The following is a 14351-nucleotide window of genomic DNA, read 5'->3' as shown; positions in this document are numbered from 1 at the left end:
CTGGAACGGGCTTGCCTTCCGCCGAAGGACAGGGCACCCATGAAGGTTTCCTTCCCCTTTTCGTCATGGAGACAGACGTGCCACGTCATCCTGCCGAACAGCCCTCCATACGCCGTACTTACCGTGACCGCCTCCATGCCCATCTGGTCCTGACGGGCACGTTGCGGGAGAGCCTGCTGGAGCTGCTCAGCCGTCCGGCCGCTCCCCCCCCTCTCCAGCACTGGATCACCACCATCCTGGACCAGAACCGGGAGCAGGAGCGGCAGGTCGCCCACCTCCTCCGCACGCATGGGGAAAAACCCCGCAACGACTCCGACACGCTCTCCGGCCTGCTGGACACGGTGGTGACCTGCTTTCCCTCGGGGGATGTTCCCGTCCATCTTCTGGGCGTGATGCTGGACATTGCGGGCTGCATCGCCCGGCTGCGTACCTCCCTTGCCCTGCTCCTGCTGCTGGCGGAAAAACTCTCCCTGACAGAGGATGCCGCCATCCTCACGGGGCTGCGCCAAAACAGCCGGAATGCGTCCCGCAGCCTCAAGGAAGTCCTGCCTGCGCTGCTGACGGACGAAGACTGAGGCTCAACAGAAAAGGGGCTGCACGACCCGGCGTGCAGCCCCTTCCTTTTCATCAGACGATCTGCCTGAGATTACTTTTCGACAGTCCCGGCAAGCAGGCCTGCGAGCGTGCGGGCAAAGCCGCTGGGGTCGGGCAGGGCCTCACCTTCCTGAACACGGGCGAGGTCCAGAAGGATGCGGGCATGTTCTGCGACGCTCTCGCCCTTCTCCACACGTTCGGCCAGCGCACGGATGAGCGGATGGCGGGGGTTGATCTCCAGCACCGGCGGCAGGGCAGGCATCTCCTGACCGGAACGGCGCATGAGACGCTGCATGGCCAGGTCCGGCCCACCCTCGCTCGTCATCACCACGGCACTGCCTGTCAGACGTACGGTGCTGCGGACATCCTTCACGGCCTCACCAAGAGCGTCCTTCAGGGCGGGGGTCAGCTTCTCGACATTGGCTGCTTCACCCTGCTCCTCGGCTTCCGGTGCGAACTTCTCGAGATCACCATGCGCCTGGGCCACGGAACGGAAGGTCTTGTCCTTGTAGGAATGGAGACGGTCCGGCCAGAAGCTGTCCACGGCATCAGACAGCAGCAGGACTTCCAGCCCACGGGCACGGAACCCTTCCAGCTGGGCGGAGGCCCTGAGGGCCTTCAGATTGTCCCCGACCAGATAATAGATGGTCTCCTGCTCCGGCTTCATGCGGCTGATATAGTCGTCCAGCGTCGTCAGCTCATCATCATGTGTGGAGTGGAAGCGGGAGAACTCGGCGATTTCCTGCCGGTGTTCGGAATCTTCCCACAGCCCTTCCTTGATGACGAGGCCGAAATTGTTCCAGAAACCGGTGAAGGACTCGCCACCTTCCTGCGCCCGTTTCTTGATCTCGCTGATGACACGCTTGGTCACGGCCTTGCGGATGCGGGCCAGAACCGGAGTGGACTGGAGCATCTCGCGGGAGACGTTCAGCGGCAGGTCATCCGTATCGACCACACCCTGCACGAAACGCAGCCAGTTCGGCACCAGACTGGCTTCATCCGTGATGAACATGCGCTTCACATGCAGGTGCAGGCGGCTTTCACGGCTGCTCTGCTCCATGAAGTCGAACGGACGGGCACCGGGGAGGAACAGCAGGGAAGCGAACTCGACCGTGCCTTCGGCCTTCCAGTGCAGCGTGGCGTACGGCTCATCAAACGCACGGGCCACATGGCGGTAGAACTCGGTATATTCCTCGGACGTGATCTCGGATTTCGGACGCAGCCAGAGGGCCTTGCCCTCGTTGATGGTCTCTTCCTTCTCCTTGCCATCCTCGTCCGGCTCGTGCAGAACGACTGGCCAAGCAATATGATCGGCCCATTTGCGGATGATGCTACGCAGACGCCACGGATCAATGAATTCCTCAGCATCATCCTTCATGTGCAGGACGATGTCCGTGCCCGGACGGTCACGCTCGGCAGGGCCAAGGCTGTAGGAGCCCTTGCCTTCGGACACCCAGCGGGCGGCCACATCCTCACCGGCCCGGCGGGAGACGACATCCACCTTGTCCGCCACCATGAAGGCGGAATAGAAACCCACACCGAACTGACCGATCAGGTTCGGACGCTCCTCCGGCTTGGCATTGCTCAGCTTCTCACCAAACGCCTTGGTGCCGGAACGGGCGATGGTGCCAAGATTCTGGGTCAGCTCTTCCGGGCTCATCCCCAGTCCGTCATCGGACAGCGTGATGGTCTTTGCGTCCTTGTCGGTGGAAATATGGATGGACGGGACTTCCGGCAGGGACAGGGCCGGGTTGGTCAGGGCCTCGAACCGCCGCTTGTCCATGGCATCAGCCGCATTGGCGACCAGCTCACGCAGAAAGATTTCCCGATCGGAATAAAGGGAATGGACAACCAGATCGAGCAGCTGCCCGACCTCGGCACTGAAACTGTGCTGCTGCATCTCCGCTGCGTTTTTGCCATCACTCATGATGCGTTGCTCTCCTCCAAAATGGCAGGCTCCGTATGTGCTCCATCTTCGGCGGCCAGCCTGCCCCGCCGCTGAAAGATGGAGCAGATATGGGAGAGGCCTCCCCGGCTTTCAAGCATCCCCGCACCGGGGGAGACCTCAAGCTCCAGCATCATGATGACGGGCTGTATGGCCTAGACGAGGCCGAGCGATGTTCCTTCATCCACCACGATGGCCGAGCCGTGCAGGGCCACCGCCCCCGGGCTGGCAAGGAACTGCACCACGGCAGCGATGTCCTCCGGCGAGGAGAAGGTCCGCTTGCTGGGATTGGCCTCCGCCACGGCCCTGAGGGCATCCGCCTGTGAGGGATCGTTGATCAGTGCATCATGCATGGATGTCTTCACACGGCCCGGTTCCACGGCATTGATGTTGATGCCCAGCGGGCCGAGCTCGAGGGCCAGACTGCGGACCAGAGCCGTGGCCGCCGCCTTGCTGGCGGCATAGCCCGCATAGCCGGCAAAACTGTAAAATCCGCAGATGGACGAAATGGCCACGACCTTCCCGCCCGGCACGTCACCCTCTTTCCGCCGGATGAAAGGCAGGGCGGCCTGCACGATGTGCCACATGCCATTGACGTTGATGCGCATCACCCTGTCGAACGCATCGGGTGTTTCATCCGTGATGGGCGTGTTGAAGAAAACACCTGCGGAATGGACCAGCACGTCCAGCAGGCCCACCCTGTCGCTGATGGTCTTCAGCAGGGCCTTCACGGCATCAAAATCCGTGATGTTCACCCCATGAGCACAGACCTGCACGTCGTGCCCGGCCTCACGCCCGGCAGCCTGCACCGCCTGCACGGCCTTGGTGTAGTCACGCTCCGGGCTGCTGCCCAGCAGGATGAGGCTGTCCCCCGCCCGGGCGAACGTCTCCGCAATTGCCAGCCCGATACCGGACGTTCCCCCGGTTACCAGTACGGTTCTGCCCTGTGCCATGATCCAGCTCCTCCCCTATATCTCATCACGCATGGCCCTGAATGGCCATCGCACCCAGATAATGGGCAGGTCGGCATGGCTTGTCCATCATGCCGCCCCGGAGCCGGTCCTGTCAGAACATCCCTCCCCCCAGACGGATTCCTTCGGTCGGACGGGCTTTGGCAAGATACGGCCCTCCTGCCAGGACCTCGACCGACACGAACAGCGGCTGTTTCCTGCCCGGATGCACCGGCAGCACAAGACGGGCCGCCCCGTTTGTCCAGCGGCAGGGGGCAGCCTCCTGTACATCCCAGCCATCCTGCCGGGGTGCGGAGAGGAATTCCGTCACGTTTTTCCGTTCTCCATCCTCCCAGAAGAGCTGTATCTGGCTGACAAGCACCCCGAGCCAGCGTCTGTCATCCACAAACGGACCGATGACATCACAGGGGCGACTGACACGGGAGACAAGCAATATCTCGTTGCATCCTTCGGAAAGGCGGAACAGGTAACGCTGCCCCGCCTGCCGCACCAGCGGCAGGGTCTGACCGGAAGGAGTCAGGGCGATCAGATCCGGCTCATCCACCAGCTCGCCCGGCTTCTCCATCCGGCCTCCAGACCGCCGCCGGATCGCCTCATGCAGGGGCTCCACAAATGTCCGGCTGACCCCCAGCGGAGCGGCGGCATCCGTCTCCCAACAGCCCCGGGCCCCTTCCGCCCACTGCCCCGCCTGGGAGACAAATCCCTGCCGGTTGCCCGTATCCAGGTAACTTTCTGTCAAGGCTCCATCCGCCTCGACAATGGCGTGCGGCTCTACGGCGAAATGCCAGTACTCGTACTCCTCAAGACTCCGGTCATAGACAATGGAACTGCCGTTGACCAACATGCGGACCGGCACGAAGTGCCCTTCCAGCAGGAGGCAGTGCTCCGACGTCACCAGCATGTCCTTGTGGGGGATATTGGCCCCCAGGGCGCCACGACGGATGCGCACTGGCCAGCCAGCTTCATCATCTGGCAGAGCTGGCTGAACAGTCACACGGCCCTGGCCTACCCACTTTACCCGCCTAAAGCCCTGCGGCTGGCCATCCGGTGCAAAAACGGCCACGGCATCCCCCACCGTCAGCACCTCCACGGGCACGTCACCCGTCTCGGTCCGGATCAGGCTGCCAGCCAGATAGCAGGTAATGACACCATTCCTGCCATCATCATGACCGTTGTTGCGGCTGAACGTATAGCCATACCCCGTGAGCCCACCCAAAAAATCCGTCTGCGGTTTGCCATTGACCCTCAGATTGAACGGGTCCCCTTCCAGCGTGGTCGTCCGTCCGACGTTGATGAGGCCCAGTGCGCTCACGCCATCACCAATCACGGTCTGGTTCGTCGAAGGCTTATAGACAGCTCCCACCGACTGGGTGTTGGGGAAATCCATGACAAAATTGGGCGGAATTCTGGTTGTGGGATTGCCCTGCGCATCCACGAATTTCACGGGGAAATCGACACTCACGCCAAAGCCCTGTGACTCTATCCGCAGCTCGCCAGCATTGGGGCCTACCGTGATGGTCGAGCCCAGCGAAGCACTGAGCAGGGTGGACTGGATAACCAGCCGCCCCCCATTCAGGGTCAGCCCGTTCACCACCCCGACATTGACCAGGCCACCCCCGACATAGGCCGTGGCCCCGCCCTGGACGGTAATGGTACAGTCTCCCCGCAACTGACCCAGGACCGATGACAGATCAACCTTCACCGGGTCATTGGGCGGTGTTTGATCTGTTCGGGTTACGACAATGGAAGAAATGGCCCCCAAGCCCACCAGGCTGGAAAGAGACCCGCTGCTGTAAACGGTAGCCGTTCCGGCTGACACCCTGACCAACGCCGTTGCCATAAGATAACCTGACCTTCATCATGTTCGACGACAAGGCCGCCTTAAGGCAACAGGGGTTAAAAAAAGATTACAGGTAAGCTCCTGCTGATCACATAATGTTGAGATAAACCATTTTCCGCTCTCATATTATCGGAATATTTACAGCAACCTTTTCCTGAAACACCCCAGAAAGAACTTAATCTGGGAAAGAATCTGTCACAGTAACCTGTTTTTCTTTAAAAAAGGGGAGGGAACAGCCCGCCGGCCAAGCCAGAGCCGGCAGGGCAGGCTGTTACCATTATTTCAGAACCAGCTCCTGATTCCGAACGTGAAACGGGCCTCACTTGCCCGCTCGCCTCGCTTCCGGGCCATGTGGCGTCCCTGGGTGAGGGGGGAATCATATGTAACAGCCACATAGGGAGCCATCTTGCGCCAGACCTCATAACGCAGGCGCAACCCGGTATCGATGTCCGACAGGCCTGATCCGACCTGTCGCCGGGGATCAGCCCGGCTATACAGATTCAGCTCCACCTGTGGCTGGAGAATCAGCCTGTTGGTCAGCAGGATGTCGTAAGACCCTTCAAACCGTCCCGCCACGCCACGGTCACTGAAATAACCGGTCGCCTGCACCTCAAACTGGTACAGGGCCAGTCCCTCCACACCAACCGCTCCCCAGGCACGGGTCGGACCACTGTCCAGGTCCAGCCGGAGGCCCCCCTGAAGGTTGAAATAGGTGGATATGGCCCGGCTGTAGAGCAGTTCCTGGTCTCCGTCACGGACCCTGCCTTTCGTCATGGTGCCTTCACTCTTCAGCCAGAGGCGGTTGTAGTCGCCACCATACCAGGCCTCCCCATCCCAACGGAGTGAAGACCGGCCACCCGCCTGGTAGCGCCCCTCAAACTCATCCAGCACACCATGGAACCAGCGGCCCATGTCCATGGCCTGCATATGATGGCCAATATCCACGACAGGGCCGGGGGCATCAACAGCCCTGTAAACGACATGCGGTGTTTTCTTCCGCACCTGGTGAGGCGCTGGCGGGGCTTTCTGCACAGCCGGAGGCGCCGTGGTCGGCATCTCCATGTCTGCCATGTCCGACATATCCATATCATCCATGGCCATTCCGGACATGTCATGAGCCATCGTCTGGCCCGGTCGGGCCGATCCAGCCATGTCATCCATGGCCTGGGCTGGCAGGGCCAGAAAGCAGGCGACAAGCCCCAGGGGCAGCATGTCTTTTCCCATCATGAGATGACCACCTCCCGGAACATGCCTGTCTGCATGTGATACATGAGATGGCAGTGATAAGCCCACACGCCCGGCGCATCCGCCGTGACCAGAACACTCATCCGGGACCCCGGCTGTGAAATGACGGTATGTTTCAGGGGACGGTGCTGGTCATCCGCCCCATTTTCCAGCTCACTCCACAGGCCATGAAGGTGAAGGGGATGTTCCATCATCGTGTCATTGATGACCGTGAACCGGACCCGCTCACCACGGGCCAGATGGATCGGCCCGGATTCGGAATATTTCCGGCCATTGAACCCCCATATGTACCGTTCCATGTTGCCTGTGAGGTGCAGGATGATTTCTCGTGAAGGCGGTCGCTGGTCTGGCGGCGGACGCAACGCCACCAGATCACTGTAGGCCAGAACCCGGCGGCCCGTTCCCTCCAGCCCATCTCCCGGACTGCCGACACGCTCCACCGGATGGGTGGCGATGTTCTGGTTTTCCACATTCAGGGGAGGCGGGCCGGGATCATCAATTTCATCCGCCGGAGTCCGCTCCACGGGAGGGGACATGGGCATGCCCCCCATCGCCTTCATGCCCTTCATCATGGGAATGGCCATGCCCATGTCCACCATCCCCCGCACGGGCCGGGGGTCCATGGGAGGGACAGGCCCCAACAGGCCAGGGCGAGGTGTCAGCGTGCCACGGGCATGGCCGGTGCGGTCCTCGCTCTGGGCAAAGATCGTGTAAGGCTGTGCCTGCAACGGCGTCACCATCACGACATATGTTTCCCCTGGAGCAATGCGGAACTCATCCACCGGCACGGGCACGACAGGATTCCCGTCCGCCTCCACAACCTGCATCTCCAGCCCCGGGATGCGGACATCAAACAGCGTCATGGCCGCGGCATTGATGACCCGCAGGCAGACCCGCTCTCCCGGCCGGAACAGGCCGCTCCATCCCTGTGCCGGGGCCTCACCATTCATGAGATAGGTATAGATGGCACCGCTGACATCCGAGATGTCCGTTGCACTCATCCTCATGCGGGACCATTGCAGGCGACTCTTCAGAGCGGGTATCAGCCCTCCAGCCCGGCGGCTTTCCTCCGGCAGGGACGCAAGGCTGCGCTGCCGGAAATTGTAGTAATCATCCTGCATCTTGAGATTGTTGATGATCTGGCTGGCAGACACATCCGACCAATCCGACAGCAGGACCGTATGATCCCTGTCCGCCCTCGGCAGCAGCGAAGCAGCGGCTGGCTCGATAATCAGGGCACCATAGAGACCGGACGATTCCTGGTGCCCCATATGGCTGTGATACCAGTATGTCCCACTCTGAAGGACCGGAAAGGAATAGGTGAACCGTCCGCCTGCCGGAATCCCGGCAAAACTCAACCCCGGAACACCATCCTGATCACTTGGCAGGCGGACACCATGCCAGTGCAGGGATGTTGGCTCATCCATGTGATTATGAACGTGGATGCGGACGTCCCGCCCTTCCTGCCAACGCAGAACCGGGCCGGGCATCTGGCCATTGACGCAATATCCTACTCCGGTGCGGCCTGCGATACGGACATTGCGGCGGGTGATGTGCAGGTCCATCTCCAGCGGGGGCACTGCCCCGGCCGTGGCGGCCGCAGCCCGGCCCAGCCCTGGAAGGGCCATGAGCGGACCAGCTGCGCCCAGCCCGCCCAGAAACTGGCGGCGCAGCAAAACATGACGTGACATGACAAACTACCTGAAAAACGTGACACAGAAATGCCGCCCGGAAACAGGCAGCACAGAGACAGGTCAGACAGGCAGGATTGCTGGAGGGCGCCAGGGAAGCACGACAGCAGAACGCAGCAGCAGCCTGACATCGTGAAACGGGACCGCCCTCTGCCAGAGACCGGCCGGTTCCAGCCTCTGCCCCTCCGGCAACAGGCCGGCTTCACAGACAGCATGGTGACTCTGGCAGCAGGGAGCGATATCCTCTTCCGCATCCGGCCGGGAAGAAACAGCCGCCTCCATCACCATGCCCCCCCCCGGCGGAACCATCACGGCATCAGGAGAAGCGATGTCACGGGCAGGCAGAAGCTGATGCGCAGGCGCGGACATCATCATGCCGTCCACCATGGCCATGGGCATGACAAAAGACGGCAGCTGCATCATCAGGTACAGCACCACTCCCATCATCATGCAAAAAAACCGCCCAACAGACATGAAATGCCTTTTCTCGCTCCGGAACGGACACCAGATCAGGAAGGTTCCTCCCCTGTGGGAAGACAGTCCCCTGCCATCCCTTATCATGAAACGAAATTTTTTATGAGCGAAACCCTCGTCCTCCCTCTCACCGGCCTGAAATGTGATGGCTGTGTCCGCTCTCTGACCCGTGCCCTTGAAGCCTCTCCAGCCATCGAGACGGCCACCGTCACGCTCGACCCGCCACAGGCACACATCATTTTCACTGGCCCCGCCCTCTCCAGGGAAGACTGTGCGCTCCTCATCCAGAAGGCCGGTTTCGGGACGGTCTGAAGAAAAAACCACCGGGGTCCATGGCCCCCCGGTGGTTCTTCAATATCCATGTCACCGCCCTGGACAGGCGGTCATGTCATGGCGGATCAGAAAAGTCCGCCGCCCTTGGGCAACAGGCTGCCTGTCAGGAAGGCCTGCACCGCACCGTCGCGGTAGCCCTGCGTTCCGACATAACCACCGGACAGACCCAGCATTGCGCCCGTCAGGCCACCAACCGTCAGTCCCAAGATCACGCCGACAGCCTCGGCGATCACGCCGACACCGATGACACCGCCCGTACCGTTGGCACCACCATTGGCACCACCCGTGAGACCACCAACGGCTGCGCCGACGATACCATCCACGACGCCGCCAACGAGGCTGTCCGCAAAACCAAGCGAAGCGCGCACAGGAAAAAGACCAGTGCTGCTATTGCTGCTTCCTGAAGAAGCCGTCCCGTCGCGGTAGCCGAAAAGACCACCACCAGATACCGCGCCAAGCTCGTTAAAAGAAAGTTCACGCATCATCCAGAACCTTATCGAAATAACCCGCACCCAACAGCAGATGCGAGCGATACTTAAAAGCAATTAAATTATGTTATAATTATGGTCTAACACTGTAATAATTTTTTTTTATACAATTTTACCGCTTTTCATACTATTTTTCTTCTTTATTCACGTTTTTTTCAAAAAAATAGTACAAGAATACTCCCGGTTCATATCACAATGAACCACATTCTTTCTTTTTGAGGTACACAATGCGTGAATTGAGCGTTGCGGAACTGGATTCCGTTTCTGGTGGCGGCTTCCTGGGTAACCTTCTTGGTTTTGGCAACAATCAGGCTGCCAATCAGGCAGCTGGCCGCGGTACATCTTCCGGTCTCGGTGACTCCATCATCGGTGCTATTGCCGGGGCTGCCATTGGCGCAAACAGCGGTATGATCATCGGCGGTATCCATGGTGGTGACGGCGGTGGCGTTCTGGGCATTGGATCTATCGGTCAGGCTGTTGGTCTGGTCATTCCGACGATCATGGGGGCTATCGACGGTGGTATCCTTGGTGCGATCTATGGCTTCAGCAATGGCCAGACATGGATCAACCAGCTTATCCAGGGCACGGCCAATGGTACAATTGGCCAGGGTCCGAATGCAGCAGCAATCCGGATCTGATACCAAGTCTTCATCAATGTATCCTTGAAGTCTGAGGAACACCCGTCAAGCCTCCCGGGCTTGGCGGGTGTTTTTTATGACGCCCGCCACATTATGTCTGCAAAAGTAACTCACACTCCTCTCTCCATATCCAAGGTTCTTATTAGATCGTTCTGATGATCTGCAGACACTCCGGACGCAGATTCCTAAAAGAACGCGGCCATATTTTGCAATTGATCGCACCTCCCCTCACCAAAGACCAAAAACACAAATAACTTTATCCGCAATAATAAAAAGCGCCTGCCGACATGTGATCATGTCCAATCATCCATCCCCCCCTCCTGCTTCCCCCGGAACCAGCATCAGTCCGGGCTGGGGCTTGGCAGACCGGTCACGATGGCCGACGTTTCTTTCGCCAGAGTGTCCACGATCTCCTGCGGCAACCCCATGGCAAAAATCCTGTCTGCCCTCTCTGCCGTGCCAGGGCGATGCGTCACGATCACCCTCGTGATGGGCAGTTCATTCAGAACCGCTTCCACAGCCTGCTCGGAAGCAGGATCAAGGTTGCTGGTCGCTTCATCAAGGAAAAGGATGCGAGGGGCCTGATACAGCGCCCGGGCCAGAATCAGGCGCTGCCTCTGCCCACCAGAAAGCGTGCTGCCCATCTCGCCCACAATGGTTTCAAAGGTCATCGGCATTCGCTGGATGTCCTCATATATCTGTGCATTCCTTGCACAGTCGGCCACCCATTCCATATCCATCTCATCGTCAAAGCCGGAAATATTTTCCGCAATGCTGCCAGAGAAAAGAATGTCATCCTGAAGAACACCGGCAATCCGGGCGCGGTAAGCGTCCCTGTTGGCGGCCTTCAGCTCCATGCCTTTCCAGAATATCTGGCCCTCTTCCGGCTGGATGAGCCCCATCAGCAGCCCCAGGAGGGTGGATTTGCCACAGCCGGACGGACCGATGATCGCCAGGCTCTCTCCGGGATGGACCTTGAGATTCAGGTTGCGGAAAACCCACGCATCTTCCTTGCCATACCGGTAGCCAAGATTGCGACATTCCAGCATGGGAATGTCCGGATTCTCCATGCCGTCATCATCGGAAACACCCGCCGTTTCGCCCAGCGGACTGTCTGCCTCGGTTCCTTCAGCCTCGGCCAGAGCAATGTCGGACAGACGGTCACACTGGACCTTGAGGTTCTTGATCTTGAACACGACGCTGATCAGATTGCCCACCCGGCCACAGAACTGGTCACGATAGCTCATGAAGGCCATGAGCATACCGATGGACATGGCACCGGACATCACCATCCTGGCCCCCAGCACAAGGGTTGCCACCTTGTCCAGAGCGACCAGGAATTCCTGTGCACGGGCAAAAATGAGATCATACCGCTGGATACGCAGCCCGGCATTGATGTTGTCAATCATCCGGTTGGTCCAGACAACCGTCCGGCGCCGCTGCAACCCCATCAGCTTGATGCTGCGGATACCCCGCAGGGTTTCGATGAAATGCCCCTGCTGTGCAGCCGAATGAACCAGCGATTCCTCGGTCATTTCCTTGTACGGACCATACTGGATGAACCGCACGACCAGATCCACCAGCACGGTGATGGTCACCAGCGCTGCCAGCCATTTGCCGTACATGATGATCATCACCAGCATACCGATAGCCATGATGCCATCCAGAATGCTCTGCACCAGATCCGTCGTGAAGGTATGCTGGATGGCCCCGAGACTGCCAAAGCGGGACATGATGTCACCGGCCCCACGCTTGGCAAAAAAGTCCTGCGGAAGGCTGAGCAGGTGGGTGAACAGGCTGACATTCCACTGCAGGGAAATGCGGGTGGAGAAAATCATCACCAGCCATGTGCGGAAGGTAGAGATCACACCCTGCACGATGACGAGAATGAGCATCCCGGCAGCGATGGTCCAGAGAAGGGACTTGTCCCCCGTTGTCAGCACTTCATCAATGACGACCTGCCCCAGCATGGGGTTGATCAGGGCCAGGACTTCCAGCCCCAGGGACAGCCCTCCAAGGGTCCAGAGGACCGTCTTCAGCCCCACGATGTGGCGGAACATGTCCCCCACCTTCAACAGGCGGCGGTCATCCTTCTTCTCGAACTTCGTCTCAGGCGTCAGCTCCAGCGCCACACCCGTAAAGTGGCGGGACACTTCCTCAAGGGATATCTTCCGTTCACCACGGGCCGGGTCATTGATGACGATACCGGTATCCGTCACCTTCGTCATGACAACGAAATGATTGAAGTCCCAGTGCAGGATGCAGGGACGGGCCAGCTTGCCAAGGTCGTCCAGCTCCAGCCGGACAGGCCGGCAGTGCAGCCCGTAACGTCCGGCAATTGTCATCAGGGCCCGCAGGTTGAGCCCCGTACCGGAGACAGACGTCTCCCGCCTGATGGAAACAAGGTCAACCAGCCGCCCATAATGGCACAGCACCATGGCCAGACAGGCCAGTCCGCACTCTGCAATTTCTGTCTGAAGGATGACGGGAACCTTACGCCGGAAACCAGTATGGATAGTATGGAGATTCACGGCGTCCCCTTCGTGTCATTCTGTCTGGATGGAGCAGGTGAGGGCGTATCCGGCTGGGCGGCGCTATCGGCCAGGGACCGTGCCGGTGCACCACCACCCGATATGGAGCGGACCGTATCCACCATGGATACGACCGGGTCGAGCAGCCACTGGTAGAGTTTGCGCTGGTCGATGGCGATTTCGGCATCCACGGCCATGCCGGGCTTCAGTTTTTCATGCTTGCCATAAGCAATGACGAATTCCTGGTTCGGACGGACACGGATACGGTACACATCCGCCCCCGGCTGGGGCGCAGAAGCACTGCCACCCTGCTGCCCTGTCCGGGCAGCGTAGTTGCTCCGCTCCGGCAGAGGCGCCTTGGTAACCTCCACCACTTCGCCCTCATAAAGACCAAAACGCTGGTACGGATAGGCAGCATATTTCAGCAGAACATGCTGCCCGGGCCGAACAAACCCTATGGCCTGGCTGTTCACGTAAAGTTCTGCCTGCAGGGTCGCCCTGTCGGGCAGGATGCTCAGCAGGGACTGCCCCGGATTGACACGCTGGCCTACAACCGTGCGGATACCATCAACCGTACCGCTCACACGGGCATTGATGACCCCCATGCTCTGCCCATGCGCCTGGATGAGCTGCCTCTGCACGTCCGAAAGGCGGACAGCGAGATCATTCATGTCCTCGGCCACCTTGTACTGGTGCCGGTTGATCCGGTACTGAAGATCCGCCATATGCCCGTTCATCTCAACCAGCGTCCGCAATGTCTGGGACTGCGTGTCCATGAACTGCACATAGCTGAACAGCTGACTCTGAAACTGCGTTTCCGTCACGAGGTGGCGGTCCATGGCTGTCCGCATCTCATTCATGGCCCGCTCGATCAACGGCAGGGACTTCTTGTCCCGTCCTGACTGCTCCTGCAACATGCCATACTGCTGACGCAGGGACTCCAGCTCATCCTTCAGGGAGGAGAGCTCCACGGGCGCATCAGCAGCGAGCAGATTCTGGCGATGTTCCAGCAGGTCCTTCTGTCGGCGCAGCCCTTCGACAAGCTGTTGCCCGGTGGCCCCATCCTCCGACCAGCTGGAAACATCCACGCTGAAGAGCCGTTCCCCCGCCGCAACATGATCGCCCTCATGAATGTGGATGGCCGCAACGACACCACCCTGATCTGCCTCCGCAACGACCAGCCCCTCTGGTGGCAGCATGACACCATTGGCATGGATGCGCCGCGTATAAGACCCGAAAAAAACGTAAATCCCCACACAGATAACGAGCGCCACCGTACAGAGCGCTGCAATTTTACCCGAGAGAGGCTCGATCAACTGGACGGAGCCGATCCACGCCTCCTGCCGCCATTTCAGGGCCTCCCCCCTGAAAAGCGGGCTTGCTGAGTCTTCCGCCATACACCACACAGTACAGTTAAACAAAACGATAAGGAAATATTAATAATTTTCAGGAATAATACTATAGTGGTCCACAAAACAAGCAAGTCGTTAAATGGCTAATGCTTTATTAATTTAGGGTTAATGACTTATGTATCTTTTCTTTTGCTTGCCAGAGAAAAGACACGCCTTTCGTCTGATAGCGTCCATCGGGCTCTTTTCGCC

The 14351-nt window shown here is 59.4% G+C and carries 12 protein-coding genes; 3 read left to right on the top strand and 9 right to left on the bottom strand.

The features are described from left to right. The first annotated feature begins 11 nt into the window (after positions 1–11). A complete protein-coding gene (locus tag CO583_RS08055) occupies positions 12–575 on the top strand; it encodes a DUF892 family protein (protein WP_249103348.1) in 564 nt (187 codons plus the stop codon). A gap of 71 nt (positions 576–646) precedes the next feature. Here CO583_RS08055 and htpG read toward each other — a convergent pair whose 3' ends face one another. From htpG to CO583_RS08025, 6 genes are all read right to left on the bottom strand, one after another. Continuing rightward, a complete protein-coding gene (gene htpG, locus CO583_RS08050) occupies positions 647–2521 on the bottom strand; it encodes a molecular chaperone HtpG (protein WP_043559091.1) in 1875 nt (624 codons plus the stop codon). 173 nt (positions 2522–2694) lie between these two features. Then, positions 2695–3492, bottom strand: coding sequence for an SDR family NAD(P)-dependent oxidoreductase (locus tag CO583_RS08045; RefSeq protein WP_043559094.1), 798 nt, complete (start codon positions 3490–3492; stop codon positions 2695–2697). Positions 3493–3604: 112 nt separating this feature from the next. Beyond that, positions 3605–5350, bottom strand: a complete 1746-nt coding sequence (locus tag CO583_RS08040; RefSeq protein WP_248630734.1) for a Hint domain-containing protein — start codon at positions 5348–5350, stop codon at positions 3605–3607. A 282-nt stretch (positions 5351–5632) separates the two neighbouring features. Beyond that, positions 5633–6412 carry a copper resistance protein B gene (locus CO583_RS08035; protein ID WP_408734682.1) on the bottom strand — a complete coding sequence of 260 codons (780 nt, stop codon included), beginning with the start codon at positions 6410–6412 and terminating at the stop codon, positions 5633–5635. A gap of 161 nt (positions 6413–6573) precedes the next feature. Next, a complete protein-coding gene (locus tag CO583_RS08030; protein WP_248630732.1) occupies positions 6574–8286 on the bottom strand; it encodes a copper resistance system multicopper oxidase in 1713 nt (570 codons plus the stop codon). Positions 8287–8349: 63 nt separating this feature from the next. After that, a complete protein-coding gene (locus CO583_RS08025) occupies positions 8350–8736 on the bottom strand; it encodes a hypothetical protein (protein ID WP_152332651.1) in 387 nt (128 codons plus the stop codon). Between the two features lie 126 nt (positions 8737–8862). On the opposite strand from CO583_RS08025, the gene CO583_RS08020 reads away from it, so the two are divergent. Then, positions 8863–9072 carry a heavy-metal-associated domain-containing protein gene (locus CO583_RS08020; protein ID WP_043559101.1) on the top strand — a complete coding sequence of 70 codons (210 nt, stop codon included), beginning with the start codon at positions 8863–8865 and terminating at the stop codon, positions 9070–9072. 86 nt (positions 9073–9158) lie between these two features. Here the strand turns inward: CO583_RS08020 and CO583_RS08015 are convergent, their stop codons facing one another. Continuing rightward, entirely contained in the window at positions 9159–9461 is a 303-nt protein-coding gene (locus tag CO583_RS08015; RefSeq protein WP_152332652.1) for a hypothetical protein, read from the bottom strand. Between the two features lie 347 nt (positions 9462–9808). On the opposite strand from CO583_RS08015, the gene CO583_RS08010 reads away from it, so the two are divergent. Continuing rightward, positions 9809–10219, top strand: a complete 411-nt coding sequence (locus CO583_RS08010) for a hypothetical protein (RefSeq protein WP_193699497.1) — start codon at positions 9809–9811, stop codon at positions 10217–10219. 341 nt (positions 10220–10560) lie between these two features. Here the strand turns inward: CO583_RS08010 and CO583_RS09235 are convergent, their stop codons facing one another. Both CO583_RS09235 and CO583_RS08000 read right to left on the bottom strand, forming a co-directional pair. Next, complete coding sequence (locus CO583_RS09235; RefSeq protein WP_103765666.1) at positions 10561–12750, bottom strand: peptidase domain-containing ABC transporter; 2190 nt, start codon at positions 12748–12750, stop codon at positions 10561–10563. Next, a complete protein-coding gene (locus CO583_RS08000) occupies positions 12747–14147 on the bottom strand; it encodes an HlyD family efflux transporter periplasmic adaptor subunit (protein ID WP_081562429.1) in 1401 nt (466 codons plus the stop codon). Before CO583_RS08000 ends, CO583_RS09235 begins: the two co-directional genes overlap by 4 nt. Positions 14148–14351 lie beyond the last annotated feature (204 nt).

Origin of the sequence: Parasaccharibacter sp. TMW2.1882, assembly GCF_023337635.1 — a bacterium.
In the GTDB taxonomy this organism is placed as follows: domain Bacteria; phylum Pseudomonadota; class Alphaproteobacteria; order Acetobacterales; family Acetobacteraceae; genus Bombella; species Bombella apis.
The sequence above is the reverse complement of the archived record's forward strand: the minus strand, read 5'-3'. Positions and strand labels throughout refer to the sequence as shown.

Bases quoted from the DNA above. Each gene is read 5' to 3' on its own strand.
- CO583_RS08045 (WP_043559094.1), bottom strand. From the start codon at position 3,492: ATGGCACAGGGCAGAACCGTACTGGTAACCGGGGGAACGTCCGGTATC.
- CO583_RS08000 (WP_081562429.1), bottom strand. From the start codon at position 14,147: ATGGCGGAAGACTCAGCAAGCCCGCTTTTCAGGGGGGAGGCCCTGAAA.
- CO583_RS08040 (WP_248630734.1), bottom strand. From the start codon at position 5,350: ATGGCAACGGCGTTGGTCAGGGTGTCAGCCGGAACGGCTACCGTTTAC.
- CO583_RS08010 (WP_193699497.1), top strand. From the start codon at position 9,809: ATGCGTGAATTGAGCGTTGCGGAACTGGATTCCGTTTCTGGTGGCGGC.
- CO583_RS08025 (WP_152332651.1), bottom strand. From the start codon at position 8,736: ATGATGATGGGAGTGGTGCTGTACCTGATGATGCAGCTGCCGTCTTTT.
- htpG (WP_043559091.1), bottom strand. From the start codon at position 2,521: ATGAGTGATGGCAAAAACGCAGCGGAGATGCAGCAGCACAGTTTCAGT.
- CO583_RS08035 (WP_408734682.1), bottom strand. From the start codon at position 6,412: ATGGAGATGCCGACCACGGCGCCTCCGGCTGTGCAGAAAGCCCCGCCA.
- CO583_RS08030 (WP_248630732.1), bottom strand. From the start codon at position 8,286: ATGTCACGTCATGTTTTGCTGCGCCGCCAGTTTCTGGGCGGGCTGGGC.
- CO583_RS08020 (WP_043559101.1), top strand. From the start codon at position 8,863: ATGAGCGAAACCCTCGTCCTCCCTCTCACCGGCCTGAAATGTGATGGC.